Annotated in this window: 17 protein-coding genes; 10 read left to right on the top strand and 7 right to left on the bottom strand. The window is 49.2% G+C overall.

Annotation, left to right across the window (positions count from 1 at the left end; genetic code table 11):
• Positions 1 to 105: 105 nt before the first annotated feature.
• Complete coding sequence (locus FT643_RS00380; RefSeq protein WP_198043221.1) at positions 106 to 1,173, bottom strand: alanine dehydrogenase; 1,068 nt, start codon at positions 1,171 to 1,173, stop codon at positions 106 to 108.
• A gap of 171 nt (positions 1,174 to 1,344) precedes the next feature.
• Here FT643_RS00380 and trxB point away from each other — a divergent pair, with 171 nt between their 5' ends.
• The 4 genes from trxB to infA all read left to right on the top strand — a co-directional run bounded on the left by trxB (position 1,345) and on the right by infA (position 4,346).
• The gene (gene trxB, locus FT643_RS00385; RefSeq protein WP_156868711.1) at positions 1,345 to 2,298 is read left to right on the top strand and encodes a thioredoxin-disulfide reductase; all 954 of its coding nucleotides are present in this window, start codon (positions 1,345 to 1,347) and stop codon (positions 2,296 to 2,298) included.
• Positions 2,299 to 2,395: 97 nt separating this feature from the next.
• Positions 2,396 to 3,121, top strand: a complete 726-nt coding sequence (gene aat / locus FT643_RS00390) for a leucyl/phenylalanyl-tRNA--protein transferase (RefSeq protein ID WP_156868712.1) — start codon at positions 2,396 to 2,398, stop codon at positions 3,119 to 3,121.
• 71 nt (positions 3,122 to 3,192) lie between these two features.
• Positions 3,193 to 3,906 (top strand): arginyltransferase, encoded by a 714-nt coding sequence (locus FT643_RS00395; protein ID WP_156868713.1) that lies wholly within the window; start codon positions 3,193 to 3,195, stop codon positions 3,904 to 3,906.
• A gap of 221 nt (positions 3,907 to 4,127) precedes the next feature.
• On the top strand, positions 4,128 to 4,346 hold the full coding sequence (gene infA, locus FT643_RS00400; protein ID WP_156868714.1) for a translation initiation factor IF-1: 219 nt from the start codon (positions 4,128 to 4,130) through the stop codon (positions 4,344 to 4,346).
• An 81-nt stretch (positions 4,347 to 4,427) separates the two neighbouring features.
• Here infA and clpA read toward each other — a convergent pair whose 3' ends face one another.
• Entirely contained in the window at positions 4,428 to 6,689 is a 2,262-nt protein-coding gene (gene clpA / locus FT643_RS00405) for an ATP-dependent Clp protease ATP-binding subunit ClpA (protein WP_156868715.1), read from the bottom strand.
• A 55-nt stretch (positions 6,690 to 6,744) separates the two neighbouring features.
• On the bottom strand, positions 6,745 to 7,086 hold the full coding sequence (gene clpS / locus FT643_RS00410) for an ATP-dependent Clp protease adapter ClpS (protein WP_232339831.1): 342 nt from the start codon (positions 7,084 to 7,086) through the stop codon (positions 6,745 to 6,747).
• A 300-nt stretch (positions 7,087 to 7,386) separates the two neighbouring features.
• Here clpS and FT643_RS00415 point away from each other — a divergent pair, with 300 nt between their 5' ends.
• Positions 7,387 to 7,695, top strand: coding sequence for a cold shock domain-containing protein (locus FT643_RS00415; protein WP_156868716.1), 309 nt, complete (start codon positions 7,387 to 7,389; stop codon positions 7,693 to 7,695).
• A gap of 403 nt (positions 7,696 to 8,098) precedes the next feature.
• Here the strand turns inward: FT643_RS00415 and icd are convergent, their stop codons facing one another.
• On the bottom strand, positions 8,099 to 9,361 hold the full coding sequence (icd, locus tag FT643_RS00420) for an NADP-dependent isocitrate dehydrogenase (RefSeq protein WP_156868717.1): 1,263 nt from the start codon (positions 9,359 to 9,361) through the stop codon (positions 8,099 to 8,101).
• Between the two features lie 152 nt (positions 9,362 to 9,513).
• Here icd and FT643_RS00425 point away from each other — a divergent pair, with 152 nt between their 5' ends.
• Positions 9,514 to 10,140, top strand: a complete 627-nt coding sequence (locus tag FT643_RS00425) for a pseudouridine synthase (RefSeq protein WP_156868718.1) — start codon at positions 9,514 to 9,516, stop codon at positions 10,138 to 10,140.
• Here the strand turns inward: FT643_RS00425 and moaE are convergent.
• The 3 genes from moaE to moaC are packed head-to-tail and all read right to left on the bottom strand — an operon-like array spanning position 10,116 to position 11,311.
• Positions 10,116 to 10,574, bottom strand: coding sequence for a molybdopterin synthase catalytic subunit MoaE (moaE, locus tag FT643_RS00430; protein WP_156868719.1), 459 nt, complete (start codon positions 10,572 to 10,574; stop codon positions 10,116 to 10,118). The two genes, FT643_RS00425 and moaE, sit on opposite strands and share 25 nt — an antisense overlap.
• Position 10,575: 1 nt before the next feature.
• Positions 10,576 to 10,827 (bottom strand): molybdopterin converting factor subunit 1, encoded by a 252-nt coding sequence (gene moaD / locus FT643_RS00435; protein WP_156868720.1) that lies wholly within the window; start codon positions 10,825 to 10,827, stop codon positions 10,576 to 10,578.
• Positions 10,820 to 11,311, bottom strand: coding sequence for a cyclic pyranopterin monophosphate synthase MoaC (gene moaC / locus FT643_RS00440; RefSeq protein WP_156868721.1), 492 nt, complete (start codon positions 11,309 to 11,311; stop codon positions 10,820 to 10,822). Before moaC ends, moaD begins: the two co-directional genes overlap by 8 nt.
• A 139-nt stretch (positions 11,312 to 11,450) precedes the next feature.
• Between moaC and FT643_RS00445 the strand changes: the two genes are divergently transcribed.
• From FT643_RS00445 to hflD, 4 genes are all read left to right on the top strand, one after another.
• Positions 11,451 to 12,191 (top strand): hypothetical protein, encoded by a 741-nt coding sequence (locus FT643_RS00445; protein WP_156868722.1) that lies wholly within the window; start codon positions 11,451 to 11,453, stop codon positions 12,189 to 12,191.
• Between the two features lie 111 nt (positions 12,192 to 12,302).
• Positions 12,303 to 12,749 (top strand): NUDIX hydrolase, encoded by a 447-nt coding sequence (locus tag FT643_RS00450; RefSeq protein WP_156868723.1) that lies wholly within the window; start codon positions 12,303 to 12,305, stop codon positions 12,747 to 12,749.
• Positions 12,746 to 13,903 carry a tRNA 2-thiouridine(34) synthase MnmA gene (mnmA, locus tag FT643_RS00455; RefSeq protein WP_156868724.1) on the top strand — a complete coding sequence of 386 codons (1,158 nt, stop codon included), beginning with the start codon at positions 12,746 to 12,748 and terminating at the stop codon, positions 13,901 to 13,903. The genes FT643_RS00450 and mnmA overlap by 4 nt, the downstream gene beginning before the upstream one ends.
• The gene (gene hflD, locus FT643_RS00460) at positions 13,893 to 14,528 is read left to right on the top strand and encodes a high frequency lysogenization protein HflD (RefSeq protein WP_198043223.1); all 636 of its coding nucleotides are present in this window, start codon (positions 13,893 to 13,895) and stop codon (positions 14,526 to 14,528) included. Before mnmA ends, hflD begins: the two co-directional genes overlap by 11 nt.
• Positions 14,529 to 14,530 lie beyond the last annotated feature (2 nt).

The following is a 14,530-nucleotide window of genomic DNA, read 5'->3' on the forward strand; positions in this document are numbered from 1 at the left end:
TGGGTCTATAAATCTGGAAGCTAAAATACTGATTTTAACGTAATATCAGCAATTTGCACGACATTCAGTAAATCCACTTTAAGTTTGGATCGCTTTGCGTGGCGCTCATTCTAACAGAGCCGGCAACACAATCTTACCTCCGGAAACGTTGATTCCGTCACTTAACGCAGGAAAAGCCATTACCCCTTCCATCGCCAGCCGACCGACAAAGGGTAACAGCGCACCGGAGAGGGCTTCCGACGCTGTCTTGGGCACCGCTCCCGGCAGATTGGTAACGCCCATGTGTAGCACGCCTTCGTCGACATAGACTGGATCCCGGTAGTCGGTTGGACGGATAGTTTCAATACAGCCGCCCTGATCAACCGAAATATCAACAATCACGCTTCCACGAGGCATCTTGCGGACCATTTCGCGGGTCACGATATGCGGCGCTTTTTGACCGGGTATCAGCACAGCCCCAACCAACAAATCAGCCGTTTGTAATGCTTGCTCTATCGCCCCTGCGTACGCGTATAGACCGGTAATATTGGGCGCCAGCCTTTCTATGGATTTGAGTGCTTCGGCGCTCCGGTCAAAAGCGATCACCTGTGCTCCACTGGCAGCAGCCACCGCAGCGGCATTCTGACCTGCAACTCCGGCGCCGATAATAACGACCCTACCCGCTGCGGTTCCGGTAACGCCTCCGAGCAATACCCCCCGCCCTCCCATTGAACTGTGCAGAAGATGCGCCCCTGCCTGCACGGCTACCCGGCCTGCAATCTCGCTCATGGGCGCTAATAAGGGCAAACCGCCATTTTCTCGCACGGTCTCGAATGCGACAGCGGTCAGCCCGATGTCACACAACGCTGCAGCCAGATCCGGATTGGGGGCCAGATGCAGATAGCAAAACAACAGATGCCTGGATTCGAGCAGGGCAAGATCCTGGGCGATTGGCTCTTTCACCTTCACAATCAGATCAACTGCGGCGTACAGCTGCTGTGCGGAATCCGCTATCACCGCTCCGGCTTGTTTGTATTCGTAATCACTGAACCCGCTCTTTTTTCCGGCTCCACTTTCCACTACCACCGGTACGCCCTGCTGTACCAACTCGTTCACTGCATGAGGCACCAGTGCGATACGGCCCTCCATGGGTTTGTTTTCTTTGGGTATGCCAACTTTCAACTGTTGAGCCATTGCCTCTCTCCGGTTAAAAACACCACCTGCAAATACACTATTAGCACATAGTCAAAGGCTATACCGCTGATTTAGAGGAACTATTTGCTAAAGGCACGGTAAATCAGTATAAGTTCCACATTTGATTCATATGGCAGACCCTCACAGCCATCTATAACGGAAGCCCGATTCATGAGCGAAACCAAGCATTGCAGACTACTTATCCTCGGCTCCGGCCCCGCCGGTTATACCGCTGCAGTCTATGCAGCCCGTGCTAACCTGAATCCGGTTATGGTCACCGGAATCCAGCCAGGCGGCCAATTGACCACCACTACCGATGTGGACAACTGGCCTGGCGACCAGGATGGCGTTCAGGGCCCTGAGTTAATGGAGCGCATGAAGCAGCATGCTGAGCGATTTGAAACAGAAGTTATTTTCGATCACATCAATAAAACGGATCTCAGTAAACGCCCCTTCACCCTCTATGGTGACAGCGCGACCTACACTTGTGATGCTCTAGTTATTTCTACCGGTGCCTCCGCCCGTTATCTGGGACTGGATTCGGAAGAAGCATTCAAAGGCAAAGGTGTGAGCGCCTGCGCCACCTGCGACGGATTCTTCTATCGTAATCAGAAAGTGGCTGTCATTGGCGGCGGGAATACGGCAGTAGAAGAAGCCTTATATCTCGCTAACATTGCAAAAGAAGTGGTCGTCGTGCACCGCCGCGAAACCTTCCGCTCAGAGAAAATATTACAGGACCGGCTAATGGAGCGCGCCAACAACGGCAACGTCACTCTGGAATTGAACTACGTTTTGGACGAAGTGTTGGGTGACGACATGGGCGTGACGGGCATGCGGATAAAAAGTGTAGGCAGCGGTGAGACCAAGGACATCGACCTACAGGGTGTGTTTATTGCCATAGGCCATACGCCCAACACCGGTATTTTCGAAGGGCAGCTCGATATGGCAAACGGGTATATAAAAATTAATAGCGGCATTGAAGGTAACGCCACGGCTACCAGCGTCGAAGGCGTATTTGCTGCAGGCGATGTAACCGACCACGTCTATCGTCAGGCAATCACCTCAGCAGGATTTGGCTGTATGGCTGCACTGGACGCTGAAAAATTCCTGGATGAAAACAACTAACCATTGATTTTCTTGAGCAGGACGGGGCTTGATTGGAGTACTGTAATATTACTGGTATCAGCCCCTTCCCTTATCACGTTTTACCCTGCCCTGCGCCATGATTAAAATCCCTGTACTGGACTATGAAAGCCAAGGCTTCCCACCGATCGAGCACGCGCTCGCAGACCCGGATGGCTTACTAGCAGCAGGCGGTGATCTACGACCGGAGCGATTGATAGAAGCCTACTCACTGGGAATTTTTCCCTGGTATTCCGATGACCAGCCCATTCTCTGGTGGTCACCCAGCCCCCGCACCGTGCTGTTTACCCAAGAACTGCACATATCCAGAAGCCTGCACAAGACGCTGGGCAAAGGCAAATACAACGTCACCATGGACCAGGCTTTTGAATCCGTGATCCGCGCCTGTGCAGCGCCCCGACGCGACAGCGAGGGTACCTGGATCACTGAAGACATGATCCAGGCTTATATGCACCTTCACAGCTTAGGATACGCGCACTCCGTAGAAACATGGCTCGACGACCAATTAGTAGGCGGCCTTTATGGCATTGCCTTGGGCACTCTTTATTTCGGCGAATCCATGTTTAGCCGGGCTGACAATGCATCTAAAATTGCATTTGTTCATTTGGTAGGCCAACTCAAGCAATGGGGCTTCCCAATCATTGATTGCCAGGTTGGCAATCCCCACCTGAGCAGTCTGGGGGCACGACCTATTAAACGCAGTCAGTTCAAATCCTATCTGTCTTCCAACGTGCCCCCACTTACTAAGCTACTAACTGCACGCCCGCCAAAATGGGAGCTTCGATGGAAATATTCTGTAAGCTGAGACTGGAAACAAATTTTAATTCGTTTAATACTGTAAGAAGTCTGAAAACAAAGGCTTAAACCATTAGGATTATGACTGATCTCGCAGCTGTAAAATTTTTTGTAACACCACTGCATCAATGTAGTTATTTGCCCCGGAATGATGCAATCACCCTGTTTGCTGATCCCAAGGCGAATCTGGATCATAATCTCTACAGCGAATTGTCCGAGGTTGGTTTCCGGCGCAGCGGAAATTACCTTTATCGCCCCCACTGCCGCCAATGCTCGGCCTGCATTCCCGTCCGTATACCTGTTGAGCAATATCAATTCTCCCGCAAACACAAGCGCATCTGGAATAAGAACAAAGATCTGACAATTCAGCGAGTTGAAGCGGTTTTTAAAGACGAACATTACGATCTTTACGCGCGCTATATTGAAGAAAAGCATAATGATGGTGACATGTACCCACCCACGCCAGAACAATATGAGTCTTTCTTGCTCAGCGATTGGGGCAACACCTGCTTTTATGAATTCAGAGATCAAGACAACAAGCTGGTCGCGGTGGCGGTAACCGACGTAATGGAAAATGGCTTGTCCGCAGTGTACACCTTCTATTGCACCCAGAATGCCAAGCGCAGTCTGGGCGTAATGGCAGTACTCTGGCAAATAAAGGAATGTCGAAATAGGAATCTACCGGCTTTGTATTTGGGTTACTGGATCAAAGACTGCCAGAAAATGAAATACAAAACCGAATATAGCCCATTAGAAATGTATGTGAACAATCATTGGATTTCTGTTTCCACCTAGATAAACAAAGCAACCAAATTGTTTTTTATCAACAGGTTAAGTCCAATATATAGAAAAAATCTAGAATTCAAACCCCGCTACGTCCGCGAACTATTGTAGAAATCCGACAATAAAGCCACTTTAACTTTGATAAATATCAACTTTTACGGCAGAATTCACGCCTCGTGAAAGTAGCGAACCCGAAATTTACACGCTTTGAGATATTGAGAGGATATCACTGGATGTCGAAAGAAGATTCCATTGAAATGGAAGGGACTATAACTGAAACCCTTCCTAACACCATGTTCCGGGTGGAACTAGATAACGGCCACGTGGTAACGGCCCATATCTCGGGAAAGATGCGCAAGAACTATATTCGCATTCTGACCGGAGATCGCGTTAAAGTTGAAATGACCCCTTATGATCTATCCAAGGGTCGCATCACTTACCGCGTGCGCTAACCTCTCAATTGGCGTTCAAATAAAAACGAGCCTGAAACGGCTCGTTTTTATTTTGCTTGTCACTATTTATGAAAGCGTGTTTCAGGCGGGTTCCGTATCAAAAATCAGCTCCCCTGCTTCTTCGTGAACATGGACTGTTCCACCGCTTTCGGAAAGCTCACCGAAGAGTATTTTCTCAGCCAGGGGTCGCTTTAGCTTTTCCTGAATCAAGCGATTCATCGGACGAGCGCCCATGTCTTTGTCGTAGCCTTTCTCTGCCAACCAGGTGCGCGCACTGTCATCAACGTCCAGCATTACTCGCTTATCGTCCAGTTGCGCCTGCAACTCGGTGAGGAATTTATCCACCACACCTTTTATTACACTCATATCCAGGTTTTTGAACTGGATTACGGTATCGAGACGATTACGGAACTCAGGTGTAAACATACGCTTAAGTGCCTCCATTCCGTCACTACTGTGATCTTGCTGTGTAAAGCCGATCGAGGCCCTGCTAACAGAATCCGCTCCGGCATTGGTGGTCATCACCAGAATTACGTTGCGGAAATCGGCTTTGCGGCCATTATTATCTGTCAAAGTCCCGTGATCCATTACCTGCAACAATAGATTGAACACCTCAGGGTGTGCTTTTTCTATCTCGTCGAGCAACAAAACAGCGTGAGGCGACTTGGTGACAGCTTCCGTCAGCAAACCACCCTGGTCGTAACCCACGTAACCCGGAGGTGCGCCTATTAACCTGGATACGGTATGTCGTTCCATGTATTCAGACATATCAAAGCGAATAAGCTCCATGCCCATGACTTTCGCCAGCTGCTTGGTTACCTCAGTTTTACCCACACCCGTCGGCCCCGCAAACAAGAATGAACCAATGGGACGATCCGGATGATTCAGCCCTGCCCTGGCCAACTTGATGGCACTGGATAAAACTTCAATCGCTTCGTTTTGACCGAATACGACCATTTTCAGGTCTCGTTCAAGATTGGATAGCAGCTCTTTGTCATTCGCCGAAACGGTTTTCGGTGGTATTCGGGCAATTTTGGAAATGATGGCTTCCACATCGCTGACAGAGATTACTTTCTTCCGTTTATTTGGTGCTTGTAGACGCTGAAACGCGCCCACCTCATCGATGACATCAATGGCTTTGTCAGGCAGGTGCCGGTCATTAATATACCGTGCTGACAACTCAGCAGCCGCTCGCAGAGCCTTGTTTGAATACTTGATGTCATGATGCTCTTCGAAACGAGACTTTAAGCCCTTTAGAATTTCAAAGGTTTCATCCACACTGGGCTCAGTGACATCTATTTTCTGGAAACGCCTGGCTAGTGCCCGATCCTTTTCAAAGATACCGCGATACTCTTGAAACGTGGTTGACCCAATACATTTGATATCACCCGATGCCAACATGGGTTTCAGCAGATTAGAAGCATCCATAACACCGCCAGAGGCGGCGCCGGCACCGATGATGGTGTGAATTTCATCGATGAATAAAATGGCGTGTGACTTCTTACGTAATTCAGCCAGCAACGACTTGAGACGTTTTTCGAAATCACCGCGATATTTCGTACCCGCCAACAAAGCACCAAGATCCAGTGAGTAAACCACGCTGCCTTCAATCGCATCGGGCACTTCGTTATCGACAATGCGCTTTGCCAACCCTTCCGCTATGGCGGTTTTTCCGACTCCGGGCTCACCGACCAGCAGCGGATTGTTCTTGCGCCGGCGACACAGAATCTGAACTGTGCGCTCAACTTCTTCGTCGCGCCCCACCAGCGGGTCTATACGACCCGCCAAGGCCTGATCATTAAGATTGGTCGCATAGGACTCCAAAGGCGACTTAGACGCGCCTTCTGAGCCCTGGTCATCCTCATGTACCTCATGGCCCGGCTCCTCAATATTATGAGATTCGTCCGAAACCTTGGATATCCCGTGGGCAATGTAATTGACCACATCGATCCGGGCCACACTTTGTTTCTTCAGAAAATAAACTGCCTGGCTTTCCTGTTCACTAAAGATCGCCACCAGCACATTCGCACCGGTCACCTCTTTCTTGCCCGAAGACTGAACATGAAATACAGCACGTTGTAACACCCGCTGAAATCCCAATGTAGGCTGAGTTTCACGATCACTGTCACCGGATGGGATGAGAGGAGTCGTTTCGTCGACAAAATTCGCCAAATCTGAACGAAGTTCATCCAGGTTGGTTCCGCAGGCCTTCAAAACCGTTGATGCCGCATCGTTATCTAGCAGTGCTAGCAGCAAGTGCTCAACGGTCATATATTCGTGACGCTTAGTCCGAGCGTCTCTGAACGCCAGATTCAATGTGACTTCCAGATCTTTGCTTAACATCTCATTTACACCCTTATCCGAACAAGTGGGATAACGACCCGTGGAATAATCCGGATTATCCGAATTTCTCCACCTCACACATCAAGGGATGCTGATTTTCCCTTGCGTATTTAATAATCTGAGCAACTTTCGTTTCAGCGACGTCTCTTGTAAATGCGCCACAGCTGGCTTTGCCTTGAGTATGAACCGTTAACATGATCTGTGTCGCTTTCTCACGATTCATCCCAAAAAACAGCTGCAATACATCTACCACAAACTCCATAGGCGTAAAATCGTCATCCAACATCACCACCTGATACATCGGCGGTGGCGCCACTTCGGGCCTTGACTCTTCGACAGCAACTCCGCCCTCGAGATCAGAATCAGGATTGGATGGCTCGCCTCCCATGCTCTCCATATAATTCAATGTTAGTTGAAGATCTTGGGGTTTACTCATAACCAGAAATCATAAAATTAGTTGTTAACATACTAAGTCCTCATAACCAACCTATATTGGGGCAACGTTGGTCAGTTCAACTGCGAAAACTCTTGACTAATACGCCACAATCGTGAAGATTGTGCACTGTGCTTAACAAAAGTTAACACAAAACGTGTCTGGGAAGTACATTTCTTCATAAAGTACTTCGCAGGTTAAAAATAATAACAATTGACTTAAGGCTACCATTAAAAGGGTAGTCCCAACAGAAGGACTTGAGTTATGGCAACCGGGAAAGTGAAATGGTTCAATAACGCCAAGGGTTACGGCTTTGTTCGTCCTGATTGCGGTGGAGAAGATCTTTTTGTCCACTATTCGTATATCTGCATGGACGGATACAGAAGCCTGAAAGCGGGACAGCAAGTTACCTATGATATAAGGGAAGCTCCGAAAGGTCTTCACGCGGTCAATATCAATATTATTGGTACAGATCAGTCTAGCGCCCCCACTGAGGAAAACCAAACAGAAAGCGCCAACGATGCTGTCGGTTCAGTTGAACTGCACCCGACACTTCACGCGGAAGCTGTCTGACAAATTCAAGGTAAATACGTTTACCTGATTGTCTGACATACGTTTGGTTTCCAAAGGTGTCTTCTGTTTTTATTGTTTATTAAAGCAATCGAAAACAGAAGACACGTGCTAAAGCCAGTGAAATCGGCGTGTGGGGCGGTGGCGACATTTACCTAACCTCACGCATTACCCGCACCGGGCTCTATGGCGGCACTATGAGCGCTTTTCGAGTAGCGGATTGTTCTTCAGTGCTGATTGATCATTAGCATTCCTTCATGCTGACCTGAGACAGTGCGCTTTGAATATTGGCACACTGAATACAGACGCGTTAAAAAAACACTTCACAACCTGACAAAAAAGGCCACCCATCGCAAAAAAGGCCACCCATCGGCAGCCTTTCTTTCTGACTCATCAATAACGTCGATTAGCTGTCCATATGCTTTAAGATCGCGTCGCCAAACTCGGAGCAGCGCAAAAGGGTGGCATCCGGCATCAGGCGCTCAAAGTCGTAAGTAACCGTTTTAGCTTCAATGGCACCTTGCATTCCGTTAATCACCAGATCAGCTGCTTCTGTCCAACCCATATGACGCAACATCATTTCGGCAGACAGAATCAAGGACCCCGGATTTACTTTATCCTGACCCGCGTATTTGGGTGCTGTACCGTGAGTGGCTTCGAACACCGCCACACTGCCTCCAATATTAGCGCCCGGTGCAATACCGATACCGCCAACTTCTGCTGCTAGCGCATCAGAAATATAATCCCCGTTCAGGTTCAACGTCGCTATCACCGAATATTCATCCGGGCGCATCAGGATCTGTTGCAAAAATGCATCCGCGATAACGTCTTTAACGATAATTTCATTGCCCGTTTTCGGGTTAGTGAAAACATGCCAAGGACCACCATCCAGAGGTTCTGCTCCAAAACGCTCAGCCGCCAGCTCGTAACCCCAGTCTTTGAAGGCACCTTCGGTAAACTTCATGATGTTGCCTTTGTGGACCAGAGTCACCGAAGGATGATCATTGTCTATAGCGTACTGAATTGCTTTACGAACCAGCCGCTGCGTGCCCTCTTTGGAAACAGGTTTAATACCAATGCCGCAACCTTCAGGGAAGCGGATTTTGGTGACGCCCATTTCTTCTTGCAAGAAGCGAATAACTTTTTTCGCGTCATCACTGTCGGCTTGCCACTCGATACCGGCGTAGATATCTTCTGAGTTTTCCCGGAAGATCACCATATTGGTTTTTTCAGGACAATGAACCGGGCTCGGCACACCTTTAAACCAGCGAACAGGACGCTGACACACGTACAAATCCAGCTCTTGTCTCAAGGCAACATTCAATGAACGAATCCCGCCACCCACCGGCGTAGTCAGCGGTCCTTTAATTCCGATAATGTATTCACGCAATGCTTCTAGTGTTTCTTCCGGCATCCACTCGTCCGGACCATACACTTTTGTTGATTTTTCCCCGCAGAAAATTTCCATCCAGGCTATTGAACGTTTATTGCCGTATGCTTTTTCGATAGCAGCATCGGTCACTTTCAGCATTACTGGTGTAATATCAACTCCGATTCCATCGCCTTCGATGTAAGGAATGATAGGATGGTTCGGGACATTCAGGGACAGGTCCGCGTTAACAGTGATTTTGTCACTATCTGCCGGAACCTTGATCTTTTGGTACCCCATGTCGTTTTATACTCCCTAAGTTACATATTAGTAGTTACATACAATTACGGTTAGGTACGCGAAGTATACAGAATTCCGCATCCATCCGCCTCATGAATTTGCTGACAAACGACCAAAAATCAACCACATAATACTGACTTTAATTGACAAGAATGATGACCCCAAACCAAATCCTGCTGTTCAATAAACCCTTCCGGGTCATGAGCCAATTCACTCAACTGGATGGCAAATCCACCTTGGCAGAGTTCATTCAGGAGCCGGAAATATACCCTGCCGGCAGGCTTGATTTTGACTCAGAAGGCCTGCTATTGCTCACCGGAAACGGCCGCCTACAACACCATTTAACCGACCCCCGGCACAAGCAGCCGAAAACCTATTGGGTGCAAATTGAAGGCGATATTTCGGAATCTGGACTGCAACGATTGCGTCAAGGAGTCAATTTGAAAGACGGCACTACCCTGCCCGCCAAAGCAAAACGATTCGCCCCCCCATCAGACCTCTGGCCCCGCCACCCGCCAATCCGACAGCGCGCAAACATACCCACTTGCTGGATCGAGCTGATCATTACAGAAGGACGCAATCGTCAGGTACGGCGCATGACAGCAGCGGTAGGTCACCCCACCCTGAGATTGATCCGGTATGCGATAGGAGATTGGTCTCTGGATTCACTTCTGCCGGGCAAATGCAGAATAGAAACTGTGTCTGATCAGTTACTGAAAAGCGCTCTCGAGCGTAAGCCCAAGCACAAAAAAAACTACCAGCGATCACGCGCTAAATGATCCGAGTTTTTCGCATCAACCCACTCTGTTTCGCCGCTTGATAACACTTCTTTTTTCCAAAAAGGCGCTTCCGTTTTCAAATAATCCATTATGAACTGGGCCGCGTCGAACGCCTCTGCACGGTGCCGGGCCGCAACACCCACCAGCACGATTTGCTCGTGGTTGTGTAATTCACCCACCCGGTGAATGATAGTAATAGCGGCCAACTCCCAGCGGCGCAGAGCATCTTCTGCAATACGCTGCAGTGACTTTTGCGTCATGGCCGGATAATGTTCTAAGACAATCCCGCTGAGCCCACCCCCGGCGTTGAAGTCACGCACCAACCCGGCGAAGAAAACCAGCGCTCCAGCACCCCCAGATCGTGACCTGAGATTTTGATATTCTTTACCGAAGTCGAAATCTTCTGGCTGTACACGGATATCAGACTGCTTCATATCAACCGCCTGTTACCGGCGGAAAGTACGCAATTTCGTCGCCGTCTTCAATGGTCATTGCTGGGTTTGCCATTTCCTGGTTTACCGCCACTAATAATTGTTGATCGGATAACGCCGCCTCGAAGGTGTCGCCCTGCCTTTTAACCAGAGCCGTCAATTCACCAAGATTGCTGACGCCTTCCGGAAGACTTAACTCCAGCTCAGAGCAGCCAACCTGGTCGCGAATGCGGGCAAAAAAAAGCACCTTAATCATGGGGGGCATCCTCCACTGACCATGTTCCTGACTTTCCACCTGTCTTTTCCAATAGGCGCACCTGATTAATGACCATCCCCTTATCCACTGCTTTGCACATGTCGTACAACGTCAATGCCGCCACTGAGGCAGCCGTCAGCGCCTCCATTTCAACCCCGGTTTGCCCGGCCAGCCGGCATACCGTGGTTACCCGCATAGCGCTGGCATCAAAGTCAGGAGTCAACACGACTTTCACCGAAGTTAACAGGAGCGGATGACAAAGCGGGATCAGGTCACTGGTCCTTTTTGCAGCCTGTATACCCGCAATGCGCGCGACTGCAAGCACATCACCTTTTTTATGCCGGCCCTCCGCAATCATGGCCAAGGTCTCCGGCAGCATGTTTATTACCGCTTCTGCACGGGCCTCTCTGGATGTGACCAGTTTATCGGTAACATCCACCATATTCGCTCGCCCCTGGTCGTCCAGGTGTGTTAATTGGCTCATTTACTTTGCCATATCCTTTGATTATTGAGCCGGGCCTTGCGCTTCCAAAGCGAATTACCCCAGCTATTGATTGTCCTATTATCGGCGCTGTCTACTAAAGTCGCACCAATATATCGAATTGAATATGGAAATGAAAATAATGCCTACAGCTTCCAGACAAACCCGTTACTTTGGTTATGAAATTGATCGTGCTCTGTTTACTGAAGTGGCAGAAACCATCCACAAAATAAAAGAAGGTGGCTCGCCCAAGGCGCTGGGTGAATTGGCAGCTAACACTCTGATTAACATAACCGATGCTGGATTTGACGCTTATTACGCCAAACCGGCTGAATTGGCCGGGATTTCAGGCGGCGTGCGAAAAGCGGCTGATACCGGAATTAATGCCGTTCAGAAAGGGATCCACATGGTTGTCCGAAAACTCCTGAAAAACAGAGAGCTAGCGGATTTACGCCGGTTAGCCCACAACCTGTCTTATATGATCTGCGTTGACCCAGACACTGTTGAAAGTATTAACCCTAAAGCCTACGCTTGCTTCCGTCTAAAAGAAGAGCTTTATCAACGGGTGATCAACAATATGAGCCGGGTACATGAGGATCCAGACGTAGCCAGCTATCGAAGCGATGTCGTACGTTCGGTGGAAGATTTGATAGCAGCAGGGATCGACGTGTTCTATACCCGTCCAGTAGATGAGGCAAATATCGGCAAGTTGACCCGCAAAGCCGCTGATTTTGGTATCCATACCGTACAAAAAGGGTCAAATGCGGTTGTCCATCGTCTCTTTAAGGACATGGATCACGGCACTTTACTGCCCATGGCAGAATACTTTGAGACCCTACTGCACAGCAAAGTACGCAGTTATCACCGTTTGTATATGGCCTGATACCCCTGAGGGGAGCCCTTTACGTAATTAGTCCGGCTCAGAATTTGGGAAATTCACTAAATTTGGGTAGAATTCGCGTTCTTCGCATTAGCAGATACCCGAATAACCCATATGATCTGGACACCCCACGCCACCGTCGCGACCATTGTTGAACGTAACGGCCAATATTTATTGGTGGAAGAAACTGTGGATGGCCGGACTGTTCTAAATCAGCCTGCCGGCCATATTGAAAAAAATGAACTGATTGTTGACGCGGCCGTAAGAGAAACTCTGGAAGAAACCGGCTGGGTGGTAGAACTGACTGCCTTAACCGGAATATATAACTTTATTTCCCCGGACGGAATAACCTATTTCCGGTTCTGCTTTGCTGCCAATGCGATTGAGCTGATGCCGGACGCAGAGCTGGATGAGGGCATAATCGGACCCGTCTGGCTCAATCAAGCGCAATTAGAACAGCGTAAGTCGCAATGGCGCAGCCCGATGGTTGCCCTGTGTATTGAGGACTTCGCCGCAGGAAAACGTTTTCCCCTGGAAATTCTGCGTGAGTCTCTCCCATGATCCCGCCTGAGCCAAAAAATGCCAAAGTGATTGTCGGCATGTCCGGTGGCGTAGACTCATCGGTGGCCGCATATCTTCTCCTCGAGCAAGGTTATCAAGTCGAGGGGCTGTTTATGAAAAACTGGGATGAAGATGATGGTACCGAATATTGCACCGCGATCAGCGACCTTGCCGATGCGCAGCAGGTCGCTGATACGTTGTCAATTAAACTGCATACTGCAAATTTCGCTGCAGAATACTGGGATCGGGTTTTCGAACACTTTATTGCCGAATACTCGGCAGGGCGCACTCCCAACCCAGACATTTTGTGCAACAAGGAAGTCAAATTCAGAGCTTTTCTGGACTACGCCATCACCCTGGGAGCCGACTACATTGCCACTGGGCACTACGCCCGGCGTGGGCTGACACAAATGCTGGATGAGCAGATTACAGCCCCGCTGTTAAAAGGGCTGGACAACAATAAAGATCAGAGCTATTTCCTGCATGCTGTAAACGGCCGCCAGATAGCACGAACATTATTCCCTTTGGGCGACATTGAAAAACCAAGGGTAAGGGCCATTGCAGAACAACAGGGGTTTACCAATCACGACAAAAAAGACAGTACCGGTATTTGTTTTATTGGTGAGCGCCGATTCAAAGATTTTCTGGAGCAATATATCCCGGCCAAACCCGGTAATATCGTTACTGAATCTGGCGAAACCATTGGTACTCACCAGGGCTTGATGTTTTATACCATCGGACAGAGACAAGGCCTGGGTATAGGTGGCCTGACCGACAAATCAGAAGCGCCCTGGTATGTGCTCGGCAAAGACCTCAGCAGCAATGAGCTATTGGTCGGCCAGGGCACCCACCACCCGCGGCTGTATTCCGACACACTGCGGACAGAATCGGTCCATTGGGTTGTGGAAGCACCACAGTTACCGTTACGCTGTAAAGCCAAAACCCGTTACCGTCAGCCAGATCAGGACTGTATGATTTATTCAGACGAGCACAATTGCGTCCAGGTTACTTTTGATCAACCCCAGAGGGCCGTCACGCCCGGTCAATCTGTTGTTTTCTATCTCGACGATGAGTGCCTGGGCGGCGGGGTTATCGAACGCACCTGGAATCAGGGTCAAAGCAGTGGTGCGGAGAACTCATATAGTGAGGCATAGTGAAGAAGAAAAAGCGTTGGCCCTGGCCGGATTATTCCAAGCGGCAGCAATGGTACAACAAGTCGCTCGTACCGGTGAGGTCAACCAGGAAGCCTATAATCCGTTGATTAGCAGCGTCTTTAACCTGGACCCGAAATCAGTTGAAGATGTATACCAAGGGGTCTCCGGCGTGAAGTTGGGAGTAGACACATTACTGCTGGTGCTGCGGGAAAAAGAAAGCGCCCGATACGCGGATGCAATTCGTTACACCATCGGCATGCTTCATATCGAGAAGCTACTGAAACGGGATGCGGATATCAATAGCGTGCTACGCTCCCGCCTGGAGCAAGTCACCAACCAATTGCAACATTTTGATGGCATGACAAGCCCAGCTGTCATTTCGAAACTGAACGACATTTACCTGGATACTCTTGCCAAATTTAAATTTCGTATTCAGGTCAACGGTGACCCGAGCCATCTGCAAAAACCCGAAAATGCCGCTCAGATACGGGCTATTTTGCTCGCTGGAGTACGTTCAGCCATGCTTTGGCGCCAAATGGGCGGATCACGACTGCAATTTGCTTTCGGTAAATCCAAGCTCATCAGCATTTTGCAGAAACTACAGCAAGAAATTACTTTCACCTGAAT

Origin of the sequence: Ketobacter sp. MCCC 1A13808, from assembly GCF_009746715.1 — a bacterium.
GTDB lineage: Bacteria > Pseudomonadota > Gammaproteobacteria > Pseudomonadales > Ketobacteraceae > Ketobacter.

Excerpts from the sequence above, each read along its gene's own strand:
- FT643_RS00445 (WP_156868722.1), top strand. The coding sequence starts at position 11,451 with ATGCCTACAGCTTCCAGACAAACCCGTTACTTTGGTTATGAAATTGAT.
- clpA (WP_156868715.1), bottom strand. The coding sequence starts at position 6,689 with ATGTTAAGCAAAGATCTGGAAGTCACATTGAATCTGGCGTTCAGAGAC.
- moaD (WP_156868720.1), bottom strand. The coding sequence starts at position 10,827 with ATGATTAAGGTGCTTTTTTTTGCCCGCATTCGCGACCAGGTTGGCTGC.
- FT643_RS00415 (WP_156868716.1), top strand. The coding sequence starts at position 7,387 with ATGGCAACCGGGAAAGTGAAATGGTTCAATAACGCCAAGGGTTACGGC.
- FT643_RS00395 (WP_156868713.1), top strand. The coding sequence starts at position 3,193 with ATGACTGATCTCGCAGCTGTAAAATTTTTTGTAACACCACTGCATCAA.
- FT643_RS00450 (WP_156868723.1), top strand. The coding sequence starts at position 12,303 with ATGATCTGGACACCCCACGCCACCGTCGCGACCATTGTTGAACGTAAC.
- FT643_RS00425 (WP_156868718.1), top strand. The coding sequence starts at position 9,514 with ATGATGACCCCAAACCAAATCCTGCTGTTCAATAAACCCTTCCGGGTC.
- aat (WP_156868712.1), top strand. The coding sequence starts at position 2,396 with ATGATTAAAATCCCTGTACTGGACTATGAAAGCCAAGGCTTCCCACCG.
- mnmA (WP_156868724.1), top strand. The coding sequence starts at position 12,746 with ATGATCCCGCCTGAGCCAAAAAATGCCAAAGTGATTGTCGGCATGTCC.
- infA (WP_156868714.1), top strand. The coding sequence starts at position 4,128 with ATGTCGAAAGAAGATTCCATTGAAATGGAAGGGACTATAACTGAAACC.
- clpS (WP_232339831.1), bottom strand. The coding sequence starts at position 7,086 with ATGGAGAGCATGGGAGGCGAGCCATCCAATCCTGATTCTGATCTCGAG.
- FT643_RS00380 (WP_198043221.1), bottom strand. The coding sequence starts at position 1,173 with ATGGCTCAACAGTTGAAAGTTGGCATACCCAAAGAAAACAAACCCATG.
- trxB (WP_156868711.1), top strand. The coding sequence starts at position 1,345 with ATGAGCGAAACCAAGCATTGCAGACTACTTATCCTCGGCTCCGGCCCC.
- icd (WP_156868717.1), bottom strand. The coding sequence starts at position 9,361 with ATGGGGTACCAAAAGATCAAGGTTCCGGCAGATAGTGACAAAATCACT.
- moaE (WP_156868719.1), bottom strand. The coding sequence starts at position 10,574 with ATGAAGCAGTCTGATATCCGTGTACAGCCAGAAGATTTCGACTTCGGT.
- moaC (WP_156868721.1), bottom strand. The coding sequence starts at position 11,311 with ATGAGCCAATTAACACACCTGGACGACCAGGGGCGAGCGAATATGGTG.